Source organism: Shinella sp. WSD5-1 (genome assembly GCF_963942435.1).
In the GTDB taxonomy this organism is placed as follows: domain Bacteria; phylum Pseudomonadota; class Alphaproteobacteria; order Rhizobiales; family Rhizobiaceae; genus Shinella; species Shinella yambaruensis.
The window spans coordinates 1,383,643-1,395,000 of sequence record NZ_OZ012596.1 but is presented as its reverse complement, the minus strand read 5'-3'; the positions used below and the strand labels follow the sequence as shown (position 1 = coordinate 1,395,000).

The following is an 11,358-nucleotide window of genomic DNA, read 5'->3' as shown; positions in this document are numbered from 1 at the left end:
GCACGAAAACACCCCTCCAGAGCCACGGATCGCCTGCCAAAATCTTGTCCAAATGATCAAAAACCAGAATTCCCGCTGCCATCTGCTCGACGGCAGCACAAATCGACCGGTGCATAGGTGGAATGTCGGGGAAAGGCCGGAACTTTCGCTTGACTTTCCAACAAAGAAAAAGGCGCCGGCGGATGTCTGCGGCGCCCCCTCCCCTGCCGGTCCGGCAAGGCATCAGCCCTTCAGCTTGCCCATGATCTGCTCGAGGAAGCCGAGCAGCACGGCAGAGACAACGAAGGCGAGGTGCATGAGTGTCAGCCACATCAGCTTGGCATCGGTATATTGCTGCACGTTGAGAAAGACCTGCAGCAGGTGGATCGAAGAGATCGCGACGATCGAGGAGGCGACCTTGATCTTCAGGCTGCCGGAATCGAGCTTCCCGAGGAAGGAGACATCGGCCTCGGCATCGTCGAAGCGGCTGACGAAATTCTCGTAGCCGGCGATCATGACCATCAGGATGAGGCTGGCGACCAGTGCGGCGTCGATCAGGCCGAGCATGGCGAGGATCATCTCCGCATCGTCGAAGACGAAGACGTTCATCGCCACCTTGCCGAACTTGTAGAGGAACGACACCGCATAGACGGCAAGCGCCGCGACGAGGCCGAGATAGAAGACCACCAGGATCCAGCGGCTCGACAGGATGATGCGTTCGACCAGGAGTTCGAGGGATTTCATCGATCAGGCTCCAAGGGATTCGGCAAATTCACCCGTTGTTAACCAATGGCTCGAAGCCCCGCAAGGGTCGTTCGCAGATGCAAAAAGGGCGGCGTCCGCGAACGCCGCCCTTTTCCGGTACGCTTCATCCTTATGCCCTTCGGAACAGGCCCGCAATCAGCGAAAGGACCAGAAGGGCCAGGAAGACGAAGAACAGGATCTGTGCGATGCCGGCCGAAGCACCGGCAATGCCGCCGAAGCCGAGCAGGCCGGCGACAAGAGCAATCACGAGAAAGACCACAGCATAATAGAGCATTTTCGAACTCCTTCCTTGTATCGTTGTAGAAACGATGACGCTTGAAAAAGGTTCCCGGCACCCAAACTGAATAGAATGACGTTTTCTTCTTCAAAAAAGCGATGCCGCCGCGGCCCCTCGGCTGCGACGGCATGGCGGTCGTCTATGTGATCGGCGCTGTCCCCGGGGAAATTCCGGCAAACCGGACGTGCCCGGGGTTTTTTACCGCATTGTCCGGCGCCGGAGCGAAGCCGCTTCGGCTGGACATGTGTCAGTGACGGCGCGTCCAGTCGTCGATCTGCCGCTCCGCCTCTTCCTTGGCGAGGCCGTACCGCTGCTGAATCTTGCCCGAAAGCTCGACACGGCGGCCGTTGATGACATCGAGATCGTCGTCGGTGAGCTTGCCCCACTGGGCCTGGGCCTTGCCCTTATACTCGTTCCATTTGCCTTCGATGATGTCCCAGTTCATGTCGCTGTCCTTTCTGTTCCGTTGAACGCATGGCGTTTACCGGAGGGAAACCGGTGGGCGCCGGAAAGGTTCCCCGGCAGGTCAGTGCATCCGTGCCGCACCGCCCGGATAGGCGCTGTCGGCGACGATGACGTCCTTTGCCGGCGGATCGACCTGCCGGACATGGACTTCGAGGCCGTTCTGCCGGCTGAGGCGCCAACTGATCTCGACATCCTCCTCGACCCAGGCGGGATCGACCGCTGCGCAGTGGCCGTGCACGAGGCGCTTGCCGGCGCCCGCTCCGCCGAGCGCCGCCGGCAGCGCGCCGACGCACTCTTCCATGGTCTCGAACGCCACCTGGGGCGCTTGCAGTTCTTCACAGGTGAGGCCGCCATGGCTGCAGCCGACCAGAAGCATGATTGCGGCTATGTGTTCCATTTCACTCTCCATCACCCGCGGGTCACCGCCCATCGGTCGGGACGGGAAACGGAGCGGGGCGATGAAAGTTCCGGGCGTGGCCAATGACGGCGTTGTCACATTTTCGGGAACAAAATCCGTCGCGGCCCGTTGTCGGCCCATCGCTCGAAAGCGAACCGGACGCGAAAGGAAGCACCGATGCTCAGCACCATTCTCCTCGTCATCCTCATCCTGCTTCTGATCGGCGCGCTGCCGAACTGGGGATACAGCCGAAGCTGGGGTTACGGCCCCTCCGGCGGCCTCGGGCTGATCGTGCTCATCCTTCTCATCCTCGTCCTCATGGGACGTATCTGATCCCCAAACCAAGCCAGGAGCCGGAACCATGAAGAACACCATCATCGCGCTTGCCCTTGTCGCCTCCACGGTGACGCTCACCGCCTGCACCCAGACCGAGCGCGGCACCGCGATCGGCGCGGGCACGGGCGCCATCATCGGCGGCGTCGTCACCGGCCGTGCCGGCGGCGCGCTTGCGGGGGCGGCGATCGGCGGCGCGGCGGGCTATCTCATCGCCCGCTCCGACCGCAGCGGCTACTGCATCTACCGCGACCGCTACGGCCGCCGCTACGAAGCACGCTGCCGCTGACACGGCGCCGGATCACCAAAAAGGAAACGGGCCCTCGGGCCCGTTTCTTGATGTCTGGAACTGGAAGGAATGGATGTTTTCAGGAACCGCTCTTGGCCCGGCGCTCGGCCTCGTCGAGCTTTTCCAGAAGATCGAGAAGGCGATCGGGCACGGGTTCCGTCTCGATCACATCGTAGAAGGATTTGAGCTTGCGGCCGACCGGGCCGTTCGGGTCGAACGCAGCCTTGACGGGTGCCTCCCGCCGCGCGCGCTTCTTCTCTTTACCTGGCTCGATCATGGCCTTGTTTCCATCCGATGCCACCCGCTATCTTCCTTTTGCCCAAGATTCCCAATAGCAAGTCAGACTTAGAATGCTAGTAATAGGTTTCCGCATGGTGAATTCTAGCGGAAACGGTTCCGATGCGGAACATATTCAGGGAGAACTAAATGTCACTTTCCACCCGTATCGCACCGCATCTCGCCTATCTCAGGCGGTTTTCCCGTGCCGTGACGGGCTCCCAGACCTCGGGCGACGCCTATGTCGCGGCCATGCTCGAAGCGCTCGTTGCCGATATCACGCTCTATCCGGAGGGGCGAAGCGACCGGATTGCGCTCTACCGGCTCTATTGCACGCTCTTCGAAAATCTCGACGTGACGCTGCCGGACAACACATCCCCCTTCGGCTGGGAGCGCCAGGCGGCCGCCAACCTCGCGAACCTGCCGCCGGCGGAACGCAAGGCCTTCCTGCTGGTCGCCGTCGAGGGCTTCGACCTTGCCGAAGGCGCGGACATCCTCGACATATCGGAAGAACGCTTCGCCGCCCTGCTCGACGAGGCCTCGCGCGACATCTCGCGGCAGGTGGCGACCGACATCATGATCATAGAGGACGAGCCGCTGATCGCCATGGACATCGAGGACATGGTGAAGGGTCTCGGCCACAATGTGACGGGTATCGCGCGCACCCATTCGGAGGCGGTGGAGCTCTACCACCGCACCTCGCCGCGCATGGTTCTGGCCGATATCCAGCTCGCCGACGGCAGCTCGGGCATCGATGCGGTGAACGACATTCTGAAGAACAGCACGATCCCGGTAATCTTCATCACCGCCTTCCCGGAAAGGCTGCTCACCGGCGAGAAGCCCGAGCCGGCCTTCCTCGTCACCAAGCCGTTCAATCCGGACATGGTGAAGGCGCTGATCAGCCAGGCCCTGTTCTTCGACGAGCAGGCGCGGCTGGCGAAATCGGCCTGAAGGCGAAGTCCAGAAATGAGAAAGGCCCGCTTGCGCGGGCCTTTTCCGTTTCAGCCGAAACGCGGGGTTTAAAGCGCGGCGACGACGATGACTTCGACGAGGTAGTCCGGGGTTGCCAGCTTGGATTCGCCGGTGGCGCGGGCCGGGGTGTGGCCCTGCGGCGCCCAGGCGTCCCAGACGGCGTTCATCTTGGAAAAGTCGGCCATGTCGGCGAGCCAGATCTGGGCGGAGAGGATGCGGGTCTTGTCCGTGCCGGCGAGCGCCAGCAGGCGATCGACTTCGGCAAGCGCCTGCTTCGTCTGCTCGGTGACGTCCGAACCCGCCTCGCCGACCTGGCCGGCCAGATAGACGGTGCCGTTGTGCACGACGGCCTGGCTCATGCGCGGGCCGGTTTCAAAGCGTTTGATATCCATGTCTCGTTCCTGTCAGGTCTTGAAATTCTTGGCGGGAGGCCGCCGGCACGCAAAGCCTGCGGCCCGCCGTCTATACGAGGCCGCGCGCGCGGGCGCCAGTGGCAGGGTGGGGAAATTCCCCGCACCGGGGTCAGCCCAATGCCTTCAACCCATCGAGCGCCGCAGCGACGATCGCTGCGACGGAGGCGTCGATCCCGACGGTCACGACACCCGGTTCGCCGGACGGATCCTCCAGCGTGGCAAGCTGGCTGTCGAGCAGGCTCGCGGGCATGAAATGACCGTGCCGTGCCGCCATGCGGGTCATGAGCAGATCGCGGCTGCCCTTGAGGAAGACGAAGGCGAGCGGCCCGCCGGCAGCCCGGCGCAGGCGGTCGCGATAGGCCCCTTTCAGGGCCGAGCAGGAGACGACGACGGTTTTTCCGGCGCCAAGGCTTTCGGCAAGCGCCCGGCCGATCGTGTCGAGCCAGGGCCAGCGGTCCTCGTCCGTCAACGGGATGCCGCGGGACATCTTCTCGACATTGCCGGCGGGATGCAGGCTGTCGCCTTCGATGAAGGCGACACCGAGGGCGGCGGCAAGGCCCTCGGCGACGGAGGTCTTGCCGGAGCCGGAAACGCCCATGACGACGATCGCGCGGGCCGCCGTCACGGGCTGTCCGTCCTTACGCCACGCGCTTGCGGCGTTCGATGCGGGCGCGGATGGCGTCCACATCGACGCGGGGCGTCGCGGCGAAGAGGGTCTTCGTGTAGCTGTGCTGCGGGTTTCCGAACACCTGGTCGCGGCTGCCGTATTCCACCGCCTCGCCGAAATACATCACCATCACGTCGTCCGCGATGTGGCGCACGACCGAAAGGTCGTGGCTGATGAAGACATAGGTGAGCTTGAACTCGTCCTGCAGGTCGGCGAGTAGGTTCAGCACCTGGGCCTGGACCGAAAGGTCGAGCGCCGAGACCGGCTCGTCGAGCACCAGAAGGCGCGGATTGAGCATCAGCGCGCGGGCGATCGCCACGCGCTGGCGCTGGCCGCCGGAGAACATGTGCGGATAGCGCCCGTAATGCTTCTCCTCCAGGCCCACCTTCTTCAGCATGGCCATGGCGCGGTCGCGCCGCTCGCCCGCCGGCACCTTGGTGTTGATGACCAGCGGCTCCGTCAGGATGTCGCCGATCTTCTTGCGCGGGTTGAGCGAACCATAGGGGTTCTGGAAGACGATCTGCACCTTGCTGCGCATTTCGGCCGTCAGCGGCTCATGCGCGATATCGACCTTGCGGCCGTCGATCAGCATGTCGCCTTCGGTGATCGGATCGATCATCGTGACCATGCGGGCAAGGGTGGACTTGCCGCAGCCGCTTTCGCCGACGATGGCGAGCGTCTTGCCCTGCTCGACCGTAAAGCTCACGCCCTTGACGGCGTGAACGGTCTTGGCCGGTTTGAACAGGCTTCCCGGGATATGGTAGTCGCGCTTCAGGTTCCGTGCTTCGAGAACAGGGGTCATCGGACTGCTCCTGCGAAAATCTCGGCGTCGGTCAGCTTTTCCGTGATCGTCGGCAGGCGCTCGCCGGTGGCATTTTCCGGCAGGGCCGAAAGCAGCGCCTTGGTATAGACGCTCTTCGGGGCCGAGAAGAGCGACAGCACGTCGGCCTCCTCGATCTGGCGGCCCTTGTACTGCACGATGACGCGATCGGCGGTTTCGGCGACGACGCCCATGTCATGGGTGATGATGATGAGGCCCATGCCGTGTTCGGCCTGCAGCTTCATCAGGAGGTCGAGGATCTGCTTCTGGATCGTCACGTCGAGCGCGGTGGTCGGCTCGTCGGCGATGAGCAGCTTCGGATTGCAGGCAAGGGCGGTCGCGATCATCACGCGCTGGCACTGGCCGCCCGACATCTGGTGCGGGAAGTGGCCGAGGCGTTCTTCCGGGTTCGGAATACCGACCGACTGGAAGAGTTCGATCGCCCGGTCGCGCCGCGCCTTGCGGGAGAGATCCGTGTGGATGCGCAGCACTTCCTCGATCTGGTAGCCGACCGTGAAGCAAGGGTTGAGGCTGGCGATCGGCTCCTGGAAGATCATGGCGATGTCCTTGCCGATGATCTTGCGCCGGTCGCTGTCCGACATGGCCTGCATGTCGCGGCCGTTGAAGGTGAGGACGTCGGCAGTCACCTTCGCCGTCCACGGGAGAAGCCCCATGGCGGCGAGCATGGAGACCGACTTGCCCGAGCCGGATTCGCCGACGATGGCGAGCACTTCGCCCTCGTCGACCTTGAGCGAAACGCCGTCCACGGCGCGGAAAGGACCGGAGGCCGTCTGGAATTCGACGATGAGGTTTTTGACTTCAAGAAGCGACATCACGACCTCTTCAGCTTGGGATCGAGGGCGTCGCGCAGGCCGTCACCCATGAGGTTGATGGCAAGCACGGTGATGAGGATGGCAAGGCCGGGGAAGGTGACGACCCACCAGGCGCGCTGGATGAATTCGCGCGCCTCGGCGAGCATCGTGCCCCATTCCGGCGTCGGCGGCTGGGCACCCATGCCGAGGAAGCCGAGCGCGGCCGCATCGAGGATCGCCGCCGAGAAGGCGAGCGTCGCCTGGACGATGAGCGGCGCAAGGCAGTTCGGCAGGATCGTCATGAACATCAGGCGCAAGGTGCCGGCGCCGGCCACCTTCGAGCCGACGACATAGTCCTTCGACTTCTCCGTCATGACAGCCGCACGCGTCAGGCGCACGAAATGCGGCTGGTTGACGAGCGAGATGGCGATCATGGCGTTGAGCAGACCGGGGCCGAGAACCGCCACCAGCACGAGGGCGAGCAGCAGCGAGGGGAACGCCAGGATGATGTCCATGATGCGCATGATGAAGGTATCGACCTTGCCGCGGAAATAGCCGGCGACGAGACCGATCAGCACGCCCGAGACCACCGACAGTGTCACGACGACGAGACCGATGAAGAGCGAGAAGCGTGCGCCGTAGATGAGGCGCGAGAGGATATCGCGGCCGACGGCGTCGGTGCCGAGAATGTGCCCCCACATGCCGCCCTGCTGGAAGACCGGCGGCAGGAGAAGCAGCTCGCGGTTCTGGCTGCTCGGGCTGTGCGGCGCGACGAAGGGCGCGAAGACCGCGACGAACAGGATGACCAGGAAGACAAAGAGGCCGATGACGGCGCCCTTGTTGCGCGAGAAATAGAACCAGAATTCGGAAAGGCCCGAGGGCCGCGTGCCACCCGTCTTGGTGTCGGCCGTGTTTTGAACCGTGCTCATGGATCGCCTCCTAGTGCCGGATACGCGGGTTGACCCAGCCGTAAAGCAGGTCGACCACGAGGTTGACGATCATGATGACGGCGGCGATCAGCATCAGGCCACCCTGCACCACGGCATAGTCGCGCTTGAAGACGCTGTCGACCATCCACTTGCCGATGCCCGGCCAGGAGAAGATCGTCTCGGTGAGGATGGCGCCCGCGAGCAGCACGCCGACCTGCAGGCCGATCGTGGTGATGACGGGGATCATCGCATTGCGCAGGGCATGGATGCCGATGACGCGGAACGGCGACAGGCCCTTGGCGCGGGCGGTGCGGACATAGTCCTCGCCGAGCACTTCGAGCATGGCCGAGCGGGTCTGGCGCGCGATGACGGCGAGCGGGATCGTCGCAAGCACGATCGTCGGCAGGATCAGGTAGGTGACCGCCGACTTGAACGCCCCCGCCTGGCCCGAGATCAGGCTGTCGATCAGCATGAAGCCGGTGACCTGCGGGAAGAAGTACATCAGCGAGATGCGTCCCGAGACCGGCGTCCAGCCGAGATAGCCGGAGAAGAAGATGATGAGCAGCAGGCCCCACCAGAAGATCGGCATCGAATAGCCGACGAGCGCGACGCCCATGATCGACTGGTCGAGCCAGGTCCCCCGCTTCACCGCGGCCAGCACGCCGGCCGGAATGCCGAGCACGACGGCGAGGATGATCGCGCAGAGCGAGAGCTCGATCGTCGCCGGGAAGAGCTGAAGGAAGTCATCGAGAACCGGGCGCTTGGTGACGATGGACGAACCGAAGTCGCCCGTCAGCAGGCCTGCGAGATAATCGAAGTACTGGATGTACATGGGCCGGTCGAGGCCGAGCTGGTGCATAAGCTCGGCGTGTCGTTCCGGCGACATCACGCGTTCGCCCGACATCAGCATGACCGGGTCGCCCGGCAGAAGGCGGATGAAGGAGAACGCGATGAGCGATACCCCGAGGAACGTGGGTATCAGGACGGCGAGCCGTCCGAAGATAAAGCGAAACATGGGAGCCAATCCCTTCTTATTTTGAAAAACCGGCGGCCCGAATCTCTTCGAGCCGCCGGCCACTGCACGCTCTTTGCGGCGTGCCCTTTCTCGTAGCCGATATTACTCGGCGATGTCCACGCCTTCGAAGACGAAGTCGCCGAGCGGGGACTGGACGAAGCCCGAAACCTTCTTGCTCATCGGAACGACGGCAAGCGAATGGTCGATGGTGTTCCACGGCGCTTCGCGCTTGAAGATCACCTGGGCTTCCTCATAGAGCTTCGTGCGCTCTGCGACGTCGGCGGTTTCCTTCGCCTTCGTCATCAGGTCGTCGAATTCCTTGTTGCACCACTGCGCGCGGTTGTTGCCGCCGACGGCATCGCAGCCGAGCAGGGTGTCGAGGAAGTTGTCCGGGTCGCCGTTGTCGCCCGTCCAGCCGAGCATGACCGCACCGTCGCGGTCCTTGTCGGAGGAGAGCTTCAGGTATTCGGCCCACTCATAGGAGACGATCTCGACCTCGACGCCGATCTTGGCAAGGTCGGCCTGCATCAGTTCCGCCGCGCGGCGGGCGTTCAGCATGTAGGGACGGGCTACCGGCATGGCCCAGATTTTCATCTTGAGGCCGGAGACACCGGCATCCTCGAGCATCTTCTTGGCGGCTTCCGGATCGTACTTGTCGTCTTCGACGGCATCGTTGTACGACCACATGGTCGGCGGGATCGGGTTCTTGGCGACGGTCGCGGCGCCCTGGAAGACGGCGTCGACGATGGCCTGCTTGTTGACCGCCATGTTGAGGGCCTTGCGGACCTCGACCTTGTCGAACGGCGCGACGAGCGTGTTATAGGCGAGGTAGGCGACGTTGAGGCCGGCCTGCTCGGAGATGTTGAGGTTCGGATCGGCCTTCAGCTCGGCGACGTCGGCAGCGTTCGGATAGGACATCAGGTGGCATTCGCCGGCCTTCAGCTTCTGCGCGCGAACGGCGGCATCCGTGGTGATCGCGAAGACGAGGTCGTCGATCGCCTGCTTGCCGCCCCAGTAATCCGGGTTGGCCTTGTAGCGGATGGCAGCATCCGGCTGATAGGCGACGAAGGTGAACGGACCGGTGCCGAGCGGCTGCTGGTTCATCAGCTCCATCTTGCCGTCAGCCTGCAGCTTGTCGGCATATTCCTTCGAGACGATCGAGATGAAGGGCATGCCGAGGTTGGCGAGCAGCGGCGCTTCCGGGCGCTTCAGCGTGATCTTGACCGTCAGGTCGTCGATCTTCTCGATCTTCTCGATGACATCGGGCAGGCCCATGCCGGAGAAGTATTCCCAGGATGCGCCCGGCACGTACTTGTTCCAGGCGTTATCTTCCTTGTACTGGCGCTCGAAGGAGAAGATCACGTCGTCTGCGTTCAGCTCACGCGACGGGGTGAAATACTCGGTCGTCTGGAACTTCACGCCCTTGCGGAGCTTGAAGGTGTATTCCTTGCCGTCAGCCGAAATATCCCAGCTCTCGGCCAGCGCAGGCTCGATTTCCGTCGTGCCGCGCTTGAATTCCACCAAGCGGTTGTAAACCGTGTGCGCGGCCGCGTCGAAGGTCTGGCCGCCCGTGTAAAGACCGGGGTCGAAGCCTTCCGGCGAGGCTTCCGAGCAGTAGACGAAGGTCTTCGACCAGGCGGCCGTACCCATCAACGAGGCAAGCGCCGTCGCTGCGAGGAGAGTAGTCAGCTTTTTCATAGTGAGCTTCCCAGGTTTGCTTTTTTGTTCTCTTGTGCGGGCTCGGGTGCGGTTCCAGCCCCGGCCTTGCGCGGATGGAACGACATTTGCCGCAGGATTGCAATAAGTCCGCGAACAAATTTGTCCAAACGGAAAAATCCTCGGAACATTATTCTCCACAGCATTAGAAACGGCTTCAAAAGCAACGCGAATCACCCGCCGCTTTCCTGTCAATCCCGACCTGAACGGATGGCGCCGTCGCGCCCGCCGCGTCATAACGGGACAACGAGGCAAGAGGGGCGGCCCTTCGCGGCCCGGCGCTGTGGCGGCAGGGCGGGGCAAAAAAGCGAAGGGCCGCCCCTCTTACATTTTCTCTTTTCTTTTCAATATCTTGCCAGAAGCGCGGGAAAAAAGTGCCCTGCGCGCGTGAAATTGTCCCGTAAAACCCTTTGCCGCCAGAGATTGCGGCGTTAGATTTGGACGCGTGGAATCCCAGGGATAGAGACCACGTGCCCGTCTTGAACAAACACTACCGGCGCTACGATTTCGAAAGCGATCTTGAGAAGGCTCTCAATCGCGTCGATTTCTTTCGCATCTTCCATACCCTGGCGCTGCGTTACGGCTTCGAACACTTCGGGATACTCCAGCTGGCCAACGAGCACGAGACCAGCCACCTTGCCGGTCGCCTCGTGCTGCACGACCTGCCGGCCGGCCTTGCCGAAACCTATGACAAACGCCACCGCCTCAACGATTCCGCCATCTTCAAGAGCTTCTACAAGTCGACGATCCCGACCGTCTGGCGAAGCGACGACCCGCCCGAAAACGGCACGGTCGGCAGCAGCGACTTCCTCGACCAGATCGGCTTCGACATGGCGCTCGCCATTCCGGTCCATTCGATCGCCGGCACGCGCTATGTGGTGCTTTTCCTCGGCGACGGCGAGGATATCGGCCGCAGCGCCCATTACGAGATCTGCTACGAAGCGAACTGCGCCTTCGACTATTTCTACCGCAAGGTGCTCGCCAACAAGGCCGGCATGGGCCTGACGCCGCGCGAGACGGAAATCCTGCGCTGGATCTCCTACGGCAAGACGGCGAGCGAGATCGCCCTCATCGTCTCGGTCTCCGAACACACGGTGAATTCGCACACGGCGACGATCCTGAAAAAACTCGACGTGGTGAACCGCACGCAAATGGTCGCGAAAGCGATCCGCGAGCAGATCATCCAGTAGCGTCACAAAACAGCACCGTGACGCCGGAGATAGCAGAGTTAGG

The 11,358-nt window shown here is 62.8% G+C and carries 16 protein-coding genes; 4 read left to right on the top strand and 12 right to left on the bottom strand.

Annotated elements, in window-relative coordinates:
* Positions 1–222: 222 nt before the first annotated feature.
* From AABQ55_RS06700 to AABQ55_RS06685, 4 genes are all read right to left on the bottom strand, one after another.
* Complete coding sequence (locus AABQ55_RS06700) at positions 223–723, bottom strand: TIGR00645 family protein (RefSeq protein WP_244767611.1); 501 nt, start codon at positions 721–723, stop codon at positions 223–225.
* Between the two features lie 130 nt (positions 724–853).
* On the bottom strand, positions 854–1,018 hold the full coding sequence (locus AABQ55_RS06695) for a DUF1328 domain-containing protein (RefSeq protein ID WP_023514833.1): 165 nt from the start codon (positions 1,016–1,018) through the stop codon (positions 854–856).
* Between the two features lie 250 nt (positions 1,019–1,268).
* Positions 1,269–1,466, bottom strand: coding sequence for a CsbD family protein (locus AABQ55_RS06690; protein WP_064332396.1), 198 nt, complete (start codon positions 1,464–1,466; stop codon positions 1,269–1,271).
* Between the two features lie 81 nt (positions 1,467–1,547).
* A complete protein-coding gene (locus AABQ55_RS06685) occupies positions 1,548–1,883 on the bottom strand; it encodes a hypothetical protein (protein WP_272804465.1) in 336 nt (111 codons plus the stop codon).
* Between the two features lie 177 nt (positions 1,884–2,060).
* Here AABQ55_RS06685 and AABQ55_RS06680 point away from each other — a divergent pair, with 177 nt between their 5' ends.
* On the top strand, positions 2,061–2,216 hold the full coding sequence (locus AABQ55_RS06680; protein WP_023514830.1) for a DUF3309 family protein: 156 nt from the start codon (positions 2,061–2,063) through the stop codon (positions 2,214–2,216).
* Between the two features lie 28 nt (positions 2,217–2,244).
* Positions 2,245–2,505: a YMGG-like glycine zipper-containing protein gene (locus AABQ55_RS06675; protein ID WP_023514829.1), complete on the top strand. Its 261-nt coding sequence runs from the start codon at positions 2,245–2,247 to the stop codon at positions 2,503–2,505.
* A gap of 79 nt (positions 2,506–2,584) precedes the next feature.
* Here the strand turns inward: AABQ55_RS06675 and AABQ55_RS06670 are convergent, their stop codons facing one another.
* Complete coding sequence (locus tag AABQ55_RS06670; protein ID WP_244767609.1) at positions 2,585–2,782, bottom strand: NepR family anti-sigma factor; 198 nt, start codon at positions 2,780–2,782, stop codon at positions 2,585–2,587.
* A gap of 149 nt (positions 2,783–2,931) precedes the next feature.
* Between AABQ55_RS06670 and AABQ55_RS06665 the strand changes: the two genes are divergently transcribed.
* Positions 2,932–3,732, top strand: a complete 801-nt coding sequence (locus AABQ55_RS06665) for a response regulator (RefSeq protein ID WP_244767608.1) — start codon at positions 2,932–2,934, stop codon at positions 3,730–3,732.
* Between the two features lie 68 nt (positions 3,733–3,800).
* Here the strand turns inward: AABQ55_RS06665 and AABQ55_RS06660 are convergent, their stop codons facing one another.
* The 7 genes from AABQ55_RS06660 to AABQ55_RS06630 form a co-directional block, all read right to left on the bottom strand.
* Positions 3,801–4,145 (bottom strand): RidA family protein, encoded by a 345-nt coding sequence (locus AABQ55_RS06660; protein WP_134649753.1) that lies wholly within the window; start codon positions 4,143–4,145, stop codon positions 3,801–3,803.
* 130 nt (positions 4,146–4,275) lie between these two features.
* Entirely contained in the window at positions 4,276–4,764 is a 489-nt protein-coding gene (locus AABQ55_RS06655) for a gluconokinase (protein WP_272807403.1), read from the bottom strand.
* 40 nt (positions 4,765–4,804) lie between these two features.
* On the bottom strand, positions 4,805–5,635 hold the full coding sequence (locus AABQ55_RS06650; protein ID WP_244767607.1) for a dipeptide ABC transporter ATP-binding protein: 831 nt from the start codon (positions 5,633–5,635) through the stop codon (positions 4,805–4,807).
* Positions 5,632–6,486: an ABC transporter ATP-binding protein gene (locus tag AABQ55_RS06645; protein WP_272804464.1), complete on the bottom strand. Its 855-nt coding sequence runs from the start codon at positions 6,484–6,486 to the stop codon at positions 5,632–5,634. Before AABQ55_RS06645 ends, AABQ55_RS06650 begins: the two co-directional genes overlap by 4 nt.
* The gene (locus AABQ55_RS06640; RefSeq protein WP_272804463.1) at positions 6,486–7,394 is read right to left on the bottom strand and encodes an ABC transporter permease subunit; all 909 of its coding nucleotides are present in this window, start codon (positions 7,392–7,394) and stop codon (positions 6,486–6,488) included. The genes AABQ55_RS06645 and AABQ55_RS06640 overlap by 1 nt, the downstream gene beginning before the upstream one ends.
* Positions 7,395–7,404: 10 nt before the next feature.
* Positions 7,405–8,409 carry an ABC transporter permease subunit gene (locus AABQ55_RS06635; protein WP_272804462.1) on the bottom strand — a complete coding sequence of 335 codons (1,005 nt, stop codon included), beginning with the start codon at positions 8,407–8,409 and terminating at the stop codon, positions 7,405–7,407.
* A 102-nt stretch (positions 8,410–8,511) separates the two neighbouring features.
* Entirely contained in the window at positions 8,512–10,107 is a 1,596-nt protein-coding gene (locus AABQ55_RS06630) for an ABC transporter substrate-binding protein (protein ID WP_272804461.1), read from the bottom strand.
* A gap of 488 nt (positions 10,108–10,595) precedes the next feature.
* Here AABQ55_RS06630 and AABQ55_RS06625 point away from each other — a divergent pair, with 488 nt between their 5' ends.
* Positions 10,596–11,315, top strand: coding sequence for a helix-turn-helix transcriptional regulator (locus AABQ55_RS06625; RefSeq protein WP_244767604.1), 720 nt, complete (start codon positions 10,596–10,598; stop codon positions 11,313–11,315).
* Positions 11,316–11,358: the final 43 nt, after the last annotated feature.